Origin of the sequence: Adhaeribacter radiodurans, assembly GCF_014075995.1 — a bacterium.
Taxonomy (GTDB): domain Bacteria; phylum Bacteroidota; class Bacteroidia; order Cytophagales; family Hymenobacteraceae; genus Adhaeribacter; species Adhaeribacter radiodurans.
Genome location: NZ_CP055153.1, coordinates 918,108 through 936,574, shown reverse-complemented (window position 1 = coordinate 936,574; position 18,467 = coordinate 918,108). Strand labels below are relative to the sequence as shown.

The window sequence follows — 18,467 nt, the reverse complement described above, 5'->3', positions numbered from 1 at the left end:
GGAAGTAGATAAAGTAAGTAACTAGAATAATTTAATTATAATGGATGTAAGGATTATTAGTAAATTACTAGATATTCAATTATTTAAATAAGAAGAATTTAACATCTAATCTCTTTACTTAATTGCTTTGGCAAATTGTTTGAGTTTAATAGAGTTCATGGACATTGTGGCGGCTGATATTTAATTTACGGCTTCACTTTAATATACTTCTCTATATTTTCCCGGTTAATGTCGGTCCCTTCTACTTTCTCTATTCCGCGTTGCACCAGGGTATCTCCTTCAATACTTATCGTAAAGTTAAAATTATTTCCTTCCCAGTCGCGGGCACTGCAATACTCCAGATATTCGGTGTAGGTATTATCCTTGAGCGTGTAAGTGCCACCGCCCGCCACAAAAACAGCTGAATCTTTTCCTTTATTTAAATCGTGCTGCAAAAAAGCAAAATGAGAATCGTTAATTACTTTAATGAATGAAGTATTTTTCGTGTAATCCGTAACGGTTGTATCTCCTTTCTCAATTAAGGTGCCCCTAATTAGCTGCCAGGTACCGACTATGGGTTTAGGATTTACTTTTTCTTCCTGCTTTGCTTTTTCCGTTCCGCAGGATATAAGAAGGCTACTTAAGAATACAAAAAGGATTCTCACACGCATATTATTAGGTTATTTAAAGCAATGAATTTATTAATTTACTTTAAGGAGCACTAGTTAACAAAATTAAGTAATTGCTGATTAGATTATCGTCAGAAATAATAAATCTTAATTTCCCAAAGCAAGTAACGCCTTCTGGTTATAATTAAAAAATAATATTTCTGATCATTCGATTAAATTTTTTTTAGTGTGTTACCGGAACAAAAACGACCTTTTTAGTTTCAAAAAACTCTTCGATAAAGTAAGTTTTTAAGTCGAAAACCTTTACAATTAAACCAGATTCCGCAATTTCTTCGGTAAGGTCGCCGCCTTTTAAATAGTACAAGCCATTTATATCAGAAGTAGGCTTTTTATAACTGTTCCGGATCCAGGGATGAAATTCGGCTAAGCGCGTAACGGCGCGGCTCACCACAAAATCAAATTTTTCAGTTATTTGTTCGGCGCGGCTATGCGAGGCTTTAACATTAGTAAGGTGCAGTGCTTCGGCAATGCTTTGCACCACGTGAATTTTTTTACCAATAGAATCTACTAAATGAAATTTAACCTCGGGGAACAAAATAGCCAGCGGTAAACCGGGCAAACCGCCGCCGGTACCTACATCCAGCACAGCAGTACCCGCCGGAAACTGCACTACTTTCGCAATCCCCAGAGAATGTAGCAGGTGATGCAAAGCAATTGAGTCGGTGTCTTTACGGGAGATTACGTTTATTTTAGCGTTCCACTCCCGAAGTAATTGTTCCAGTTGCGCCAACTTAGCCAGTTTACTCTCGGTAACTTCCGGAAAATAATGCTTGATGATATCCACTCTTTTAAATTAGTAATTAGAAATTCAAAATTAGAAATTATTTCAGGGATTTAGCTTCCTAAATTTTATTCTAATTACCCGGTTTTTCAATACGATACGTTTAAAACAGAAGAACCCCAGCCAACGCCAGGGTTCTTTAACTATTCTGAATCAGAAATTTCTGATTCAGAATAGTTAATTTCTGATTAAATAAGGTGCTTCTTATTCTTAATCATATCATAGAGCAACTCACGGGCCCGGTGCAATTGGGCTTTTACCGTTCCTAACGGTGCATTTAATTCCGTCGCAATTTCTTCGTACGATAATTCGTCGAAATAACGCAGGGTAACCAAACGCTGGTATTTATCGGGCAGCTTTGCTACCACAAATTGCATAATCTCAATTTTCTGATTTTTAATAGCGTTTTCCTGTGGGGTAAGGTTAGTGTCTTTAAAATCAATGGTAATCTCGTCGCCATTATCAATTTTAATGGCCGAATCAATACTCATGGTTTTGATTTTATTTTTCCGAATAAAATCTATGCAGTTATTGGTAGCTATCCGGAAGAGCCAGGTACTAAACGCATATTCCGGATTAAATTTATGTAAGTTCCGGAAAGCTTTGGCAAAAGCTTCAATGGTTAAATCTTCGGCGTCGTCGGGGTTGCGTACCATTTTTAATACCACGTGGTATACTGGCTTTTTATAAATGCTCATCAACTCGGCGTAGGCTTTCTCGTCCCCGTCTTCTACTGCCGATTGAATCAATTTAAAATCGTGTTTTGCTTTCGCAGAAAATTGCTTATTTACTTCCATCTTACTTTTTTAAACATTAAAACAGATACGCCCAGAAAAAGGTAGTGCAAAAAATAAGCCGCATCTAGGGCCACCATCTTTATAACCGACTGCTGTTCATTAAGTTTCCGGGCTATACGGGCGTACCCTGCCAATAGAACGATAATCCGTACCAGAAACAATATGCCCAGCAGCCATAAATATTGCTGCAATAACAGCATAAGAAACCAAATTAAATAAAAAAAAATGTTCGATAACATAAAAGTTCCTATCCGCAGCCGATCGGATAGTTTATACTGTAAGCCCACCTGCAGGTGGCGCCTTTTCTGGGTAATCCATTCGGAATAGGTTTGTTTGGGTTTACTTATGGTTTGCGCATCTTTACTAATTTCGATATCAATGGTGCTGCGGACTACGGCATCTTGTACAAATAAATCATCATCCCCTCCTAATATTCTTATATGAGAAGCAAACCCTTTGTTCTGATAAAAACATTTTTTGGTGTAAGCTACATTGCGGCCAACGGCCATATAGGCATTTTTTTTCAAGGAAAATGATAAGTACTGGATTGCCGTCAGCAAAGTTTCATACCGGATTAAATAGTTCAAAAATCCGGGTTGTTTCACGTAAGGCGAATACCCGATTATCACATCGGCACCCCGGGCAAAACCGCGCTGCATACTTTCTATCCAGTTATTACTTAGGGGCTTGCAATCGGCATCTGTTAATAATAAATACTCGTAGCGGGCCACCCGAATACCCAAAGTTAAGGCATATTTTTTTGAGTTAAACCCAGCAGGAGTTTCATAAATATTTACCAGCCGAACCTGGGAGTAATTCCTTTGCCATTGCCGTATAAGATTAGCTGTTTCGTCGGTAGACCGGTCATTCACTACAATTATTTCAAATGCAGAATATTCCTGGCTGAGCAAGGCGGGCAAAAGTTCCTGCAAATTCTCGTACTCGTTATGGGCGCAAATTATTACCGTTACCGGCACCTGGCTAGTTGTAGTATTGGGAGCTGTATAATTACTTAAAGGATAAAAATAGTAAAAAGCGTACGCAGCTTGCACCAACACACAAACCAACAAAACCAATAGCAAAGTAACGGGGAGCAAGAATTAAGGGCTTAAACCAATTTGGGATAAAGATAATACGAAGTTATGTAATGCGAAAAAGTATCTTTTCTTTTTACCCCTTAATTAATGCCCAGTTTACTTTTAATTTGTTAGGTTTTACACCGAACGAAATTCAGTTAAAAAATTGTACCCACTTATTTTACTATTCCGTTCTTTTACAAAGATTCCTCAACCAGAGCCTGCAACCAAAACTGTCCTAAACTAAAATTTACTAAAGTCATGGATTAAATTCAGCTAGACTACTTGTTTTCCTTTGTCTACTCCTTTTTGCCTTACTTCCTGGCAATAATTGCAGATAGTACACACAGGGCACTCCTGGCATTTTGGTCCTTTCCAGGTGCAAATGCGTTGTCCGTGCCAGTATAAATGCTTATGAAAATTAAATAATATAGGAGCATCTTTGGGCAACATGTCTAACAAAATAGTATGTGCTTTTTCGGCGGTAACTTTGGCGCCAATTAAACCTATTCGCTGACTTACCCGGAACACGTGCGTATCTACGGGTAATACTGGTTTATGAAAATTAAACAGCAAAAGCAAGGTGGCCGTTTTTAAGCCTACTCCCGGTAAAGCCATGAGCCAATCCATTGCCTCGTCCACGGGCATTTCTTCCAGAAAGTGTAGTGAAAAATCCGGCGCTTTTTCCTGAATCAGTCCTAAGGCTTTTTGAATATTAATTGCTTTTGGTCCGGGGTACTGAGCTGTTTCCAACGCTTTAGTAAGTTCATCTACGGGAGCAGTAATTACCTCGGGCCAAGTAGGAAATAATTCGCGCATGCGGTAGTAAGCCTTTTCTTCGTTGGCGTGGGTGGTACGGTGCGAAAGCATGGTAGATATGAGTTCGTGAATGGGTTCGCGGCGCGGTTTGCGTAAATCTAGTACCCCGTAGAGTTGATTTAGTGCTTCGTGGGTGTGCCAGGTTTTCTCCGTCGGGCTTAACTGCTCATTTTCTGCAATCATTTTTAATGAATTGGTTTACAGAACACAAACGTATCCTTTACCGGAAAGTTAAGTTGCGGGTATCCCAGATTTACGGGTTTACGTTACCTTATCCAAACCCTAATCTTCTTCTACTATTATGAAAATAAAATTCCTGGGCACCGGCGGCGCATTTGAACCCACTTATGGCAATTCAGCCGCTATTTTAGAGATTAATCAACAAAATATATTGATTGATGCCGGCTTTACTATTTACCCTAAATTAGTACAGCTGGACTTCTGGAAAATAGATTACATTTTACTCACGCATTTGCACAACGACCATTGCGGTAGCCTGGCTAATATTTTGCTGCATTCTTGTTTTTACGCCAATGGCCGCAAGCTGGTAATTTTGTACCAGACCGAAACTTTCCGGGACCAAATCAAAAGCTTTTTGAATATTCAGTTGAAAGACGTTGAAAAATACGCCGAATTTAAACCTACCACCGAAATTCCGGGATTATTTTACCTCGATACATTTAACCGCCATTCCGAAGGCTTTCAAACGTTCAGTTTTATTTTTGAAGAAGCAGGTGAGCGCCTGGTGTATTCCGGGGATTTACGCGATTGTAATTTTTTATTTAATCATTTAAGCACGTTACCTTCTCTACCTACCCAGGTTTACCACGACATTTCTTTTGATTCAACCAACAAAGGCCACGCCTTTTACACCGATTTAATACCTTATCAGGCTCAGTTTAATATTTTAGGTTATCATTGCGACCCAACTCAAAAACCGGCCGATAACACCATTCCTTTGGTTTATGACCAACCTGATTTACGTTATTAATATTAGCCGGTATATTTTTTAAGAGTTGTGGGGTATTCAGGAGAGTTATCAGATAAATACGATTAAATAAAGCCTTAACTAGTTACATCTTCAGAAGCAATTACACGTAGAAGTATTTTTATTTACTTTGAAACTTCTGCCAGACCTGTATATTTGAATTATATTGTACCAAGCCGCCTTCGCGGTTCCGCTGCCCGACTATGATAGCTGATGTTCTGCTTACTATTTTTTTAGTTTTACTTAATGGTTTTTTTGTTGCCGCCGAGTTTGCTATTGTTAAAGTACGGGCTTCCCAAATGGAGTTGCGTGCCCAAACCGGCAATGCTTTAGCTAAGGTGGCGCTAAATATGGTTAATAACCTTGATGCTTACTTATCAGCTACTCAGTTAGGTATAACCCTGGCGAGTTTGGGCTTAGGTTGGATTGGCGAAAAAGTAGTAGCCAGCATTGTTATTAACATTATGCTTTGGGCCGGTTTTCAAGGCGACGAAGCCCTGGCGCATAGCATTGCCATTCCGATTGCGTTTGCCGTTATTACTATTCTGCACATTGTTTTCGGGGAATTAGCGCCAAAATCGTTGGCTATTCAGCGTTCCGAGGCTACCAGTTTGGCAGTTTCAGTACCGTTGCGTGTTTTTTACATTATTTCGTGGCCAGCCATCTGGTTTTTAAACGGCTTTTCTAACATGATTTTGCGGGCATTTGGTATTACGCCCATGCATGGTTCCGAAGTTCACTCTTCCGAAGAGTTACGGTTATTGTTTGAGCAAAGCAAGGAAAGCGGCGCCATCCAGGACTCGCAACACGAACTAATGGACAATGTGTTTCAGTTTAATGACCGCATGGTAAAACAGATTATGGTACCGCGCACCAAACTGGCTGCCTTGGATATTGACTCTCCGGAAGAAAAAATACTGGACATGGTTTTTACTGAGGGGTATTCCCGCATTCCGGTTTTTAAAGAAACCATTGACAATATTGTGGGCGTGTTGTACGTCAAAGATTTGCTTGTAATTATTAGGCGGGGCGAAGCCATTGATCTTACTAAATTAATGCGCCCACCGTATTTTGTGCCGGAAACTAAAAAAATCCATCGGCTGCTCCAACATTTTCAGCGCACCCACATGCATATGGCTATTGTTTCGGATGAGTTTGGCGGCGTTTCGGGTTTAGTTACCATGGAAGATATTATGGAAGAATTGGTGGGCGAAATTCAAGACGAATATGATGAAGAGATTCCGGTAGTAGAAAAAATTAACGATTTTGAATACCGGGTAAGCACAGCCGCTTCTATCCTGGATGCGAACGATTTTCTACCCTATCCTTTACCCGAAGGCGAAGATTACGAGACCGTAGGTGGTTTAATTAACGTTATTTACGGTGCTATTCCCGAAGTAGGCGACACCGCTATATTTAATGAGTATGAGTTTAAAGTGCTCGAAAAATCACAGCGGAACATTGAGATAGTACTTCTTAAAGTAACGGAAGATAAACGGGATGATATTTTATAAAGTAAGTATCGCTTAATTTAACATTCTGTAAAATTTTAGAATACTATCATTAACCGTTTTTAAAACGCTAAATGTTTATGATTTGAATATTAACTTTTCTAAAATTTAAATTAATTTGAAATACAAAGTTTATTTTAAAATCGAGTACTATATTGTAAAAATATAAAATACCACTTTAAAATATATCTAAATAAGCAATTTAACCCAGAAATATTTACATAACTTTTTACTTTAAAACCAAGTATATTTAAAAGTAAAATAGAAAGAAGTGGGTAAGCTGCGGCTTTAGGTTGCTATGAATCGTTGGAATAACTTGAAACTAGAACTATATAGTTTAACATGCAAAGCACGTAAAATTTTTAGCAGGGCTTACGAAGATATGACCATGGTAATTTTTTATGATGCGCGTGAACGGTTTAAGTTATTAATGGTTGACAAAGAAGATTACATTCTTTTCGAACGCGAAATAACCCGGGCCGAAGCCTTTCGGATTATTAACACCCGTCCTTAACCTCATCCATTCCCTAATTTTTGATTTAATAACCCGAAAGGTTAAATTTTTATTACAGTATTCCTCTGTCCATTTATAGAAAGCTTTTCCGGATTACTTTTATTTTAAATGTAGCGAATCTTAGGAGTTCGGTCCTGATGCCACTCGCTTTTATGTTTTAAAATAAAATCGTCGGTTAAATAATATTCCGCCAAATGGTACACGTGGTCTGGATTAACAAAATAAATGTAATCTTTCAAAAATTATTAAACAACTCTTCCACAAACGGCGAATTGGGTACACTTTGTAGCAAACACATTACTGTATCTAATAAGTATTGGGTTTGTTCGTCTTTGGAGTTTCCCTCTTCTTTAATTTCTTGACAAGCTTTATCGCAATCAGACACTTCTGGAATATAGCTGTACTTTCTAAAAGTAGCTTGCAGTTTTTCCCGTATGTCTTGGTATACTTTATCAGAAGCAGAAACTTTCATTATCTTTGATTTCTCCAATTCGATTATATTTTCCCCTACGCAAAAATATTAGGTTTTGATATAATTATCGAACTAAAAAACTATCTTAAAGAAGTTTTCTATTTATAGCAAATAAGTAAAAGTTTAAGTAATTATCAGAAATTTACTATTTAAAGCAAATCGCTGTTACTTAATTTAATTCTGCTCCTGTTAACCTAAATCCTCAAAGCAAATAATATTCAGGTGTCCCTAAACAACAGCTTAAGACAGTTACATCTTTTCCAAAGTTGAAACACGAAAGCAGCAATTTTAGATTATTCGGCTACATTTTACTCGCAGTGCACCTGTTAAAGCTTTACATTATTTTAACTGCTACTTTCGTTTTGGTCTCTGCCAGTTCCCCGCACAGCTGGATCATCGGATCGGGCATTGTAACCAGGAGGTGCATCGGGGCGGGCAGAGCTAGACCGGTAATTAGGATCGCTCTTGGCTTTATTTTTCACGGTTATTACGCCAATAATTATGGCAATAACCACGGCTATTATAACAACAGTAGTGAGCATATTGGTATATTTAAAGTTAAACACAAACAGTACTTACCAACATTTACTCTAAGAAGCGTAAGGCAGTTTCAGAAACCGAAAAAATAAACGCAAAAACTATTCAAGAAAATCGCTTTACCCATAAGAAGTTGTTCTTTATTGATTAAGAAACAAGTCGCTCACGCAGGTATAAAACCTAATTAAACAATTTGGATAGAACGAGTATTCTAACTTACTCGTATTTCGTTTTTAAACTACTTTGTTTCTGCATTTATTTTAAAAACCCATTCTAAAGAAATCTGCTTCATTTAGATAAATTTTATTTTATTTACTAATTCTTTACATTCTAACTATATTTATCGTAACTTTACGCTGCAAATAGGAACCCTAACGTATTTGCAATGTTCTCTTCTTCATCTAAAGTACTTTTTGAAGCACTCACCTACGACGATGTGCTTTTGCTCCCCGCTTATTCCGAAGTTTTACCTAAAAACTGCCAGACCACTACTCTCCTGACCCGCAACATTCGGTTAAATATTCCTTTTGTTTCGGCTGCAATGGATACAGTTACCGAAGCAGATATGGCCATTGCCATGGCTCAGGAAGGCGGAATTGGTATGATTCATAAAAACATGTCGGTGAAACAGCAAGCCGAACAAGTGCGCAAAGTAAAGCGCTCGGAGAGCGGCATGATCATGGATCCAGTAACTCTGGACGAGAACACTACGCTGGCCGATGCTTTCCGGATTATGAAAGAATTTAAAATTGGCGGTATTCCGGTAACAAATGGGAATGGTAAACTAACCGGTATTATTACTAATCGTGATTTGCGTTTTCAGAAAGACACCACACTAAAAGTATCGGAGGTAATGACGAAAGAAAACCTGATTACAGCCGAAAAAGGTATTGATTTAGCAAAAGCTGAAGATATTTTACACCAATACCGCATTGAAAAATTGCCCGTAGTGGATGACAGTGGCAAGCTGATTGGCTTAATTACGTATAAAGATATCCTGAAAAAGAAAAACCGCCCGAACGCTTGTAAAGACGAATTTGGCCGTTTACGGGTAGGGGCTGCTGTTGGGGTAACTCCCGATGTATTAACCCGGGTAGCTGCTTTGGCCGAGGCTGGGGTAGATGTTATTAGCGTGGACACGGCTCATGGCCATTCAAAAGGAGTACTGGATGCGGTTAAAGAAATAAAAAAACATTTCCCTAAGCTTGATTTGATTGCGGGCAACGTAGCTACTGCCGAAGGGGCTAAAGCTTTGGCCAATGCCGGAGCAGATGCTGTAAAAGTGGGAGTTGGACCGGGTAGTATCTGTACTACCCGCATAATTGCTGGTATTGGCGTACCCCAACTTTCGGCGGTAATAGAAGCAGTACGAGGCTTGGAAGGTACCGGAATACCTGTAATTGCCGATGGTGGCATTAAATTCTCCGGCGACGTAGTAAAAGCCATTGCTGGCGGGGCCAGTACCGTAATGATCGGGTCCTTACTTGCCGGTTCCGATGAGGCACCCGGCGAAATGGTTATTTACGAAGGCCGTAAATTTAAAACGTACCGCGGCATGGGTTCTATCGAAGCTATGGAAGAAGGTTCGAAAGACCGGTATTTTCAGGATGCTGAAGACGACGTAAAGAAGTTAGTACCGGAAGGAATTGTGGGCCGGGTGCCTTTTAAAGGCTCAGTAGCCGAAGTAATTTACCAAATGGTAGGTGGCTTGCGGGCGGGTATGGGTTATTGCGGTGCTTCGGATATTGCCCGTTTAAAAGAAGCCAAAATGGTAAAAATATCAGCTGCTGGTTTGCGCGAAAGCCATCCGCACGATGTACAAATTACCAAAGAAGCTCCTAATTATACCCGTTAATGATTAGTTGATTGTTCCTAGTTGTTCATTGTTATAATCTTAATGCTTTGGTAATAAGCTTCTAAAAAACTGAATTAAGGCACTTCATTCTTTATTTATCTGGTGCCTGATAGCTACGTGCAAAAGAGTCCCAATTTTAAAATAACCAGTTTAAAATTGGGACTCTTTTGTGTTCAAAACTTTGTACCCATTTTAAATAGCTTTAAAATTTATGATGCGTTTAAACTTAGAAGCTTTTTTAGGCTAATTTTGTTAGAAGTTTGAATCTTATTTAGTAAAACTTATATTTGAATCGTTTGGTAGCCTCTTTAATTGAGTTTGCAGTAACCAGCCATATCCTTTATGCCTTATTCCATTAATTACAAAAGGTTATATACTGTAACCGCCCTAGTTAGCTGGTTTTTGTTGCTTATTAATGCTTTGTTTGCTAATCATGGTTCCTATCCGGAAGTTTTTGCGGCGAATGCTCCTTTACTAGGCCGAATTTTTAAAGTTAGCTTTATTGCGTTTTCTTTCTTAACCCAGCGAGTATCCGTAGATACCTATCGAGGCACCGATTTTATTGGATATTTATGGAGACTGTTTCTGCGGGCGGGAACCACGGCCTACGTTAGTGCGCTTCTTTATTTTGGCTACTTCCACTATGCAAGCCGTACTTCCGGCGATCATTCTATTTTGCTGGGCACCATTTATTATATAAATTTTGCTTTTCTTATTTACTTTTTAGGTAAAGCCTTTTACATCTGGCGCAACATGATTTTGTTCCAGAAAACCCGGGCTTTGCAATACGAGTGGCAATGGTTTGAAATCGTAATTTATGCTACTCTGCTTAGCAATTTTTTCCAGTTAAACTTACAAAGTTTTGTACCGCTCGTCGGGCTATTTTTACTATACACTCTTTTCCTGTGTATTCATTTACGGTGGGTAGCTTATTTAACGGCTACAAAAAAATGGCGATCTATTTTTTTGCTAATTGGCATTGTTCTAAGTTTAGTTATTTTCTATAATATTTTTACTTACTTTTCGCCTGAGCAGCAGTTAACGGGCAATCTTTTTGAAGACCCTTTTTTGGTGCTTACCTGCACCTTTGTGGGGATGTACACCGTGGCTTCGCTGTTAGTAGCTATTTTTAATTTACCCACTTCTTCGGTATTCGAACAAAAGCGCGAAGATTTACTTAATTTACAGCGTTTAAGCCAGTCCATTCAGCAGGGCGAAGATGAGCCGCAGGTATACAAACTAATGTTCGGTAGTGCCATTAAAGCTTCTAACGCGGATGCTGCCTGGTTGGAGGTGCAAGATGATACGGGTACCCTGTCCCTGATTGAAGCTGAAAATATTGATCTGGAAGAAGTAAAGCAAATCCGGCAAATTCTGGATCAATACCAGGTGTCTACGGTAGAGTATGTAAACAATAATCTTGATCAAAATACGAGCTTTAAGTCTCTTAATCTTCCTTGGCGTTCGCTGAATGTGATACCCCTACGCTCGCAGAAACGCGCTTATGCTACTTTGTATTTACTAAAAGATGTAGAACAAGGCTTCGATCGGGAAACCCTCAGTGTTATTCGTACTTTTACCAGCCAAACTATACTTACAATCGAAAATTTGCGCTTAGTAGCCGAGTCGCTGCAAAACGAACGATATAAGGAAGAATTAAAAATTGCTTCTTCGGTGCAAGAAAGCTTAATCCCGAAAACTTTCCCGAGCGATAGCTGGTTCGAAATCAGTTGCTTTAGCCAGGCCGCCAAAGAAGTAGGCGGTGACTTTTACGATTTTTTGCAGGTAAGCGAAAGCCGTATTGCTATCATTATCGGCGATGTATCGGGTAAAGGAATCACGGCAGCTTTTCACATGGCCCAAATGAAAGGCATTTTCCATGGTTTGATGCAAGATGATTTGCAACCCGTAGAATTTATGCAAAAGGCAAATAATGCGCTTACGCATTGCCTCGAACGTACATCGTTTATTACTGCTGCTCTGTATATTATTGATTATAAATTAAAAGGTTTCTTTTTTGCCCGGGCAGGTCATTGCCATACGTTATACTACAACTCCATGACCGAAGAAACGTTTTACTTTAATACCGAAGGTTTGGGATTAGGTATTATCCGGGATAAATCGTATGGTAAGCGCATCCATAACATGCACTACGATTATAACCCTGGCGACGTAATGATTATTTACACCGATGGTATTGTAGAAGCCCGTAGTTCCAGCCAAGACGAATACGGGGAAGACCGCTTGCGGGAAATGCTTAGTACTACATATCACCTGGAAGCAGATGATATTAAAGCGGCTATTATCAACGATTTAAATAATTTTAGCGGAGAATACATCCACGACGACCAAACTCTCATTGTGATTAAGTTCAGAAATGATCAACCAAATTTAATCTTGTGACGTAATAAATGGCGATGAAAATAACACACGAAATCAAAGACCAGACGTTTACCATTCACTTAAATGGTGAGCTAGACGCCAGCTCCTCTGTTTTGCTGGATGAAGAATTATCTAAACCAGAAATTATGCTGTTTAAAAAAATTCTGGTGGATTGTGATCGGCTTAACTATATCTCATCAGCAGGCTTAGGTGTGTTTATTTCGCACCTGCAACGTTTCGAAGATGCACAGATTAAACTTATCTTTTTTAACATGCAGGATAAGGTTAAAAACGTTTTCGAAATTCTGGGGTTAGACTTGCTGATGACGATAGTCTCCTCTTACGATGAAGCTATGACGATTGCTAATGAATAACTCCATTCGGATTAGCTGTGACGTAGACAATTTGCAAAGAGTCCGGGACTTCGTCCGGGATTTCTTAAGCGCCTATGCTCTTAATGAACAAGTAAAGGAGGATATTGTGTTAGCGGTGGATGAAATAAGTGCCAACTTAATCATCCACGCTAACAAAAAAGACAGTAGTAAATTCATTGAATTAACTATTTCCAGTAAAAGAAGTAATCTCTTATTTGAGTTTACTGATCAGGGAGTTTCCTACAATCCTGCTAAATATTTACCCCCAAATGTTGAAGAAAAAATTAGAGACGGAATAAAGGGCGGATTAGGAATGTTTTTAGTTCATCATATAATGGATAAAGTCGAGTTTGTTTCCAACAATGGAACCAACTACAGTAGACTTTATAAAAACCTTGCTAACTCAATAAAATCTAATCAGGTTTTATACTAATAATTATTATGTGATGATCTTTTTAATTAATGTATTTGTAAAGTAAATACCTACTATTTTTCTGATTAACCTTGTTCTAACAACTGCTGGTTAGATTTACTTTATTCTTCATTTTCTTAAATAAAGTATCTTTCTTATATACCAAAAAACAATACGGCATCGTTTTGGCTAAAAATCCGTGCAATCTTGTACATGCATGTTATTCCGCGATTAAAAATTCGTAAATTGCTTGTCGTTAATTTTACTCTATCAGCACCATAGCACTAGTCGTTTGTTTTTAAATTATATGCACAGAAGCCTTTTCCTTGTTGGTGGTACGCTTTTATTACTTACCGGATGTAATGCCTCTAAAACCCCGGAAAACAAAGAACCGGTACTTTTTACTGTAGCTGGTAAACCGGTAACTACCACCGAGTTTAACTACGTTTACAATAAAAACAACAGTCAGCCAGATAATGCCGCCGCAAAAGGCAGCGTTCAGGAATATCTGGAACTGTATACTAATTTTAAATTAAAAGTTACCGAGGCAGAAAAACGAGGCTTAGATACTACTACTGCTTTCCGGAAAGAACTAGAAGGCTACAAAGAACAACTCGCCCAGCCTTATCTTACCGAAAAAAATGTAACCGACCAATTGGTAAAGGAAGCATACGACCGGATGAAGCAAGAAGTAAATGCTTCGCATATTCTGGTGAACGTAGCGCCAGATGCCGATCCTAAAGACACCTTGGCGGCTTATAATAAAACATTGGAACTCCGCCGCCGCATTGAGGCCGGCGAAGATTTTAATACTTTGGCCCGCTCACAATCCGATGATCCCTCTGCTAAAGAAAACAGCGGAAATCTGGGTTATTTTACAGCCTTGCAAATGTTGTATCCGTTTGAAAAAGCTGCCTACAATACATTGAAAGGACAACTTTCCATGCCTGTCCGGACCCGGTTTGGGTATCACTTAATAAAAGTAAATGATGTTCGTCCGGCTCAAGGAGAAATAAAAGTAGCCCATATTATGGTTCGCGCTACTCCCGGTATTCCCAAAGCGGACTCCGTGGTAGCTAAGAAAAAAATTGATGCTATTTATAACCGCCTCACCCGAAAAGAAAACTGGGATAAAATAACGGCTCAATTCTCCGAAGATGCAAGTTCGTCCACGAATGGTGGTGAACTACCTTGGTTTGGTACCGGCCGTATGCTACCTTCTTTTGAAGAGGCAGCGTTTAAACTAACTACCGTGGGTGATATTTCTAAACCCGTACAAACCCCTTATGGCTGGCATATTATTAAATTAATAGAGCGCCGCAGCTTGCCCGCCTTTGAAGAAATGGAATCGTACCTGCGCAGCAAAGTAGCTAAGGATTCCCGTTCCGAATTAAATAAAACTGCTTTTCTGAAACGCATAAAACAAGAAAACAATTTTCAGGAGGTAAAAGCAGCCAAAGATTTTGCTCTTAGTAAAGCTACCGATGCTTTAACCGGTGGCACCTGGCAATATACCGCTTCGGATAAAGAAGCAAAAGAAGTTAATCAGTCGCTTTTCACTTTGCAAGATCGGCAATACACCGTAAAAGACTTTTTTACTTACGCCCAGAAAAATCAGAAACCTATTGCCAATGCCTCTCCCGGGCACGCGATGAACGTACTCTATGATAATTATGTAACAACCAGTCTCCTAAACTACGAACGGGAGCACCTGGAATCGAAATACGTGGACTACAAAATGCTGGTAAATGAGTACCGCGATGGAATTTTACTTTTTCAGCTCATGGACGAAAAAGTGTGGTCTAAAGCCATTCAGGATACGGTGGGGCTACAAGCCTTTTTTGAGCAAAATAAGGAAAACTATAAGTGGGATACCCGGGCCGATGCCATTGTGATAAGTGCGGCCAATAAGGATATTTTAGCGCAAGCGCAGCAAATGCTCACTACAGGTAAATACGAATTAGTAAAATCGCGTCCGGAACCAATCTTGTTTGGAGCAGGAAAAGACACCTTTACTCCAGAAACCAAAGAGCAACTAACGGCTCTTTCTGACCGTTTATTAGGTGATCCTTTGCTCAGTGTTACTCTCACCGGAAACGCCGATTCAAAAGAAAGCAGTGGCAAAAACGCGAATTTGGCTAATCGGCGCGCCCAGCAGGTAGCAGCTTTTCTTAAAGAAAAAGGAGTACCTGTTAATCGGATTACCGCTACCACTAATAAGCCTAAAACGGTAAGTGCTGCTAACCGGAATGTATCCTTTACCTTATTTACCAGTGACTTAAAAGGCATTGAAGAAACGCTGAATGCAGCAAACCCGTTAGCCGTTCAGGTTCAGAATAAACGCTTCCAAAAAGGAGAAAACAAAATTTTAGATGAAATCACCTGGAAGGAAGGTACTTACAACCTGGAGAAAGATGGCCGGGCTGTGTTTATTAAAATAAATCAAATATTACCACCTGGTTATAAAAGCCTGAACGAGGTGCGCGGAATTGCTACTTCTGACTACCAGGCTTACCTGGAAAAAGAATGGTTAAAAGAGTTGCGCCAAAAGTATCCGGTACAGGTTAATCAGGCTGAAGTACAGAAGCTTACTCAAAAATAATTTTCTAAAACTCTAACCAGATAAAAGCGCACCAAACCGGTTAGCGCTTTTATTTTGTGCATTAATTCCCGTACCTTTGTACGAAACGCTTCTGTACATAAAATTTATTAATAACTTGTACGTTAGCGTTTTTGCAGGCAACGCCCGTATTAGATTTAACATCTATTCATTCATGAAATATATTACTTTTAAAAACATTTCTTTAAGTCGGCTATTACCCGCTTTTTTTCTGTGCTTATTACTGGGGTTTTCCGTGCAGGCACAGCAACGCACTTCCAAACCCATTGATGGTATAATTGTAAAAGTAGATAATCAGATTATTTTACGCTCGGAGCTCGAAACAGCTTTGGCTCAGGTAGCCAGCGAAGGTCAATCCATGACTCCAGATTTACGCTGTAACGTTTTGCGCTCCCTGCTCATGAACAGCCTGATGCTGGCCCGGGCCGAAATTGACTCTGTAGTTGTGGAAGAAGATCAGGTAAACAGCGAATTAGACCGCCGGATGGCCTATTTTGTGCAACAAATTGGCAGTGAAGAAAAGTTAGAAGAATACTACAACAAAAGTCTTCGCCAGCTGAAAGACGATTTACGCCGCCAGGTTAAAGACCAGTTGACCTTGCAAAAAATGCAGGCCGAGCTTACCGAAAAAATGACGGTTACGCCTAACGAAGTAAAAAAATACTTCAGTAAAATTCCAAAAGACAGTTTACCTTATTTCTCTACTGAAGTAGAAATTGGCCAAATTGTAAAACTAGCCCAAATTGATAAGAAAGAGAAAGAAAAAGTACGTGCCCGGCTGGAAGAAATAAAAAAACGCATTCAGAACGGCGAAGACTTTGCGACTTTAGCCAAAGAATTTTCCGAAGACCCGGTATCGGCCAAGGATGGGGGTAACTTAGGTTTTTTTAAGAAAAAAGAATTAGTACCCGAATACGAAGCCGCATCCTTAAAGCTAGAGCCTGGTCAGTTATCCGAGGTAGTAGAGTCGCAGTTTGGCTTTCACCTGATTCAATTAATCGAGCGCCGCGGCGAACAGTATAATACCCGCCATATTTTGTTAAAACCTACCTCCACCGATGTAGATATGGAACAAACCGCGCAAGACCTGGAAAAAATCCGGAAGCGTATTATGGCAGACAGCATATCCTTTGCCAAAGCTGCTAAGGATATTTCGGATGATACACCTACTAAAAACAACGGTGGCTTATTAGCTAATCCGCAGGATGGCAGTACCTATATTCCTTTAGATAAAGTAGACCCAGGTATTTTCTTTACCATTGATACCATGAAAGTAGGTAGTATAACCAAACCGCTGCCTTATCGTACCGAAGATGGTAAACAAGCAATGCGTATCCTTTATCTAAAATCGAATATGCCGCCGCACCAAGCCAACTTAAAAGACGATTATCAGAAAATAGCAGCGGCTACCTTAAACGAAAAACGGCAAAATGCGCTTAATACCTGGTTCAATAAAAACAAAAGCACTGTATTTATTGATATTGATCCAGAGTTTGATGCGTGTAACATTTTGCAATCGATAAACAACTGACGTTCTTCATGAAGCAATTTTCTTCCGATAAAGAAGCGGCCGATGCTTTGGCCCAAGCTTATAAAAATTTAACCCGCGAAATTTCAAAAGTAATTATTGGTCAGGATGAAGTAGTACGGCTGGTATTAACTGCTGTCTTTAGTCAGGGCCATTGTTTGTTGGTTGGGGTACCCGGTTTAGCTAAAACTTTACTTATTCAAACAATTGCTTCCTCGCTGGATTTATCTTTTAACCGTATTCAGTTTACGCCCGACCTGATGCCTTCGGATATTGTAGGTTCCGAAACTATGGATCAGAGCCGGAACTTCCAGTTTGTAAAAGGGCCTATTTTTGCCAACATCATTCTGGCCGACGAAATAAACCGTACTCCACCTAAAACGCAGGCTGCATTACTAGAATCAATGCAGGAATATTCGGTAACAGTAGCGGGTCAGAAGTATGAGTTAAACCGTCCATTTTTTGTGTTAGCAACGCAAAACCCGATTGAGCAGGAAGGTACCTATCCCCTACCCGAAGCGCAGCTCGACAGGTTTATGTTTAATATTTTGCTCGATTACCCTAGTTTCGATTCAGAATTACAAATTGTTAAAAACACTACTTCAGATGTTAGTTACCGGCTACCTACCATCTTGCACGCCGATGAAATTACAGCTTTTCAGCACCTGGTACGTCGGGTGCCGGTAGTAGATAATGTAATAGAATATGCGGTTAAGTTGGTTCATCAAACCCGACCTAATACAACTATGGGCGCTGCACAAGCGTCGCAATACTTAGAGTGGGGAGCGGGTCCACGGGCGTCGCAGCATTTAATTGTGGGGGCTAAGTGTAATGCTTTGCTCAATGGCAAATATTCTCCCGACATTGAAGACGTTCAAGCGGTAGCCTTACCTATTCTTCGCCATCGTATTGTTCGCAACTTTAAAGCCGAAGCGGAAGGAATTACAGTAGAAAAAATTATTAAAGATTTGTTGTAAAGTTGTTTTAAAGTTATTTTAAAGAAAGCTCGGCAAATAAGTCGGGCTTTCTTTTTTTATTCTCTGTTCCATGTTACAGAATAACCTTATTACCTTTTAAGATTATCTCTGCGATTAAATAGTTCTGATACTAATTCTATAAATAGGCATACTCTG

18 protein-coding genes are annotated in these 18,467 nt (G+C 39.5%); 10 read left to right on the top strand and 8 right to left on the bottom strand.

Annotation, left to right across the window (positions count from 1 at the left end):
* Positions 1-185: 185 nt before the first annotated feature.
* The 5 genes from HUW48_RS04350 to HUW48_RS04330 form a co-directional block, all read right to left on the bottom strand.
* Entirely contained in the window at positions 186-650 is a 465-nt protein-coding gene (locus HUW48_RS04350) for a lipocalin-like domain-containing protein (protein WP_182414506.1), read from the bottom strand.
* Positions 651-831: 181 nt separating this feature from the next.
* Positions 832-1,452: a 16S rRNA (guanine(527)-N(7))-methyltransferase RsmG gene (rsmG, locus tag HUW48_RS04345; RefSeq protein WP_182414505.1), complete on the bottom strand. Its 621-nt coding sequence runs from the start codon at positions 1,450-1,452 to the stop codon at positions 832-834.
* Positions 1,453-1,637: 185 nt separating this feature from the next.
* A complete protein-coding gene (locus tag HUW48_RS04340; RefSeq protein WP_182414504.1) occupies positions 1,638-2,246 on the bottom strand; it encodes an RNA polymerase sigma factor in 609 nt (202 codons plus the stop codon).
* Positions 2,237-3,343 (bottom strand): glycosyltransferase, encoded by a 1,107-nt coding sequence (locus tag HUW48_RS04335; protein WP_182414503.1) that lies wholly within the window; start codon positions 3,341-3,343, stop codon positions 2,237-2,239. Before HUW48_RS04335 ends, HUW48_RS04340 begins: the two co-directional genes overlap by 10 nt.
* 255 nt (positions 3,344-3,598) lie before the next feature.
* A complete protein-coding gene (locus HUW48_RS04330; RefSeq protein ID WP_182414502.1) occupies positions 3,599-4,324 on the bottom strand; it encodes an endonuclease III domain-containing protein in 726 nt (241 codons plus the stop codon).
* A gap of 118 nt (positions 4,325-4,442) precedes the next feature.
* Here HUW48_RS04330 and HUW48_RS04325 point away from each other — a divergent pair, with 118 nt between their 5' ends.
* The 3 genes from HUW48_RS04325 to HUW48_RS27195 all read left to right on the top strand — a co-directional run bounded on the left by HUW48_RS04325 (position 4,443) and on the right by HUW48_RS27195 (position 7,154).
* Positions 4,443-5,132, top strand: a complete 690-nt coding sequence (locus tag HUW48_RS04325; RefSeq protein ID WP_182414501.1) for an MBL fold metallo-hydrolase — start codon at positions 4,443-4,445, stop codon at positions 5,130-5,132.
* A gap of 200 nt (positions 5,133-5,332) precedes the next feature.
* Positions 5,333-6,643, top strand: coding sequence for a hemolysin family protein (locus tag HUW48_RS04320; protein WP_182414500.1), 1,311 nt, complete (start codon positions 5,333-5,335; stop codon positions 6,641-6,643).
* 385 nt (positions 6,644-7,028) lie between these two features.
* Positions 7,029-7,154 carry a hypothetical protein gene (locus HUW48_RS27195; RefSeq protein WP_262891491.1) on the top strand — a complete coding sequence of 42 codons (126 nt, stop codon included), beginning with the start codon at positions 7,029-7,031 and terminating at the stop codon, positions 7,152-7,154.
* A gap of 104 nt (positions 7,155-7,258) precedes the next feature.
* Here the strand turns inward: HUW48_RS27195 and HUW48_RS27190 are convergent, their stop codons facing one another.
* From HUW48_RS27190 to HUW48_RS04310, 3 genes are all read right to left on the bottom strand, one after another.
* Positions 7,259-7,393 (bottom strand): hypothetical protein, encoded by a 135-nt coding sequence (locus HUW48_RS27190; protein WP_262891490.1) that lies wholly within the window; start codon positions 7,391-7,393, stop codon positions 7,259-7,261.
* Positions 7,390-7,626: a hypothetical protein gene (locus HUW48_RS04315; RefSeq protein ID WP_182414499.1), complete on the bottom strand. Its 237-nt coding sequence runs from the start codon at positions 7,624-7,626 to the stop codon at positions 7,390-7,392. Before HUW48_RS04315 ends, HUW48_RS27190 begins: the two co-directional genes overlap by 4 nt.
* Before the next feature lie 344 nt (positions 7,627-7,970).
* Entirely contained in the window at positions 7,971-8,168 is a 198-nt protein-coding gene (locus HUW48_RS04310) for a hypothetical protein (protein WP_182414498.1), read from the bottom strand.
* Between the two features lie 380 nt (positions 8,169-8,548).
* Here HUW48_RS04310 and guaB point away from each other — a divergent pair, with 380 nt between their 5' ends.
* From guaB to HUW48_RS04275, 7 genes are all read left to right on the top strand, one after another.
* Complete coding sequence (gene guaB / locus HUW48_RS04305; protein ID WP_182414497.1) at positions 8,549-10,018, top strand: IMP dehydrogenase; 1,470 nt, start codon at positions 8,549-8,551, stop codon at positions 10,016-10,018.
* A 342-nt stretch (positions 10,019-10,360) separates the two neighbouring features.
* Positions 10,361-12,421: a GAF domain-containing SpoIIE family protein phosphatase gene (locus HUW48_RS04300; protein ID WP_182414496.1), complete on the top strand. Its 2,061-nt coding sequence runs from the start codon at positions 10,361-10,363 to the stop codon at positions 12,419-12,421.
* Between the two features lie 8 nt (positions 12,422-12,429).
* The gene (locus HUW48_RS04295; protein ID WP_246343690.1) at positions 12,430-12,774 is read left to right on the top strand and encodes an STAS domain-containing protein; all 345 of its coding nucleotides are present in this window, start codon (positions 12,430-12,432) and stop codon (positions 12,772-12,774) included.
* Entirely contained in the window at positions 12,767-13,207 is a 441-nt protein-coding gene (locus HUW48_RS04290; protein WP_182414495.1) for an ATP-binding protein, read from the top strand. The genes HUW48_RS04295 and HUW48_RS04290 overlap by 8 nt, the downstream gene beginning before the upstream one ends.
* 286 nt (positions 13,208-13,493) lie before the next feature.
* On the top strand, positions 13,494-15,788 hold the full coding sequence (locus tag HUW48_RS04285) for a peptidylprolyl isomerase (RefSeq protein WP_182414494.1): 2,295 nt from the start codon (positions 13,494-13,496) through the stop codon (positions 15,786-15,788).
* A 172-nt stretch (positions 15,789-15,960) separates the two neighbouring features.
* Positions 15,961-17,337, top strand: a complete 1,377-nt coding sequence (locus HUW48_RS04280; RefSeq protein ID WP_182414493.1) for a peptidylprolyl isomerase — start codon at positions 15,961-15,963, stop codon at positions 17,335-17,337.
* An 8-nt stretch (positions 17,338-17,345) separates the two neighbouring features.
* On the top strand, positions 17,346-18,311 hold the full coding sequence (locus HUW48_RS04275; protein ID WP_182414492.1) for an AAA family ATPase: 966 nt from the start codon (positions 17,346-17,348) through the stop codon (positions 18,309-18,311).
* The last annotated feature ends 156 nt before the right edge of the window (positions 18,312-18,467 follow it).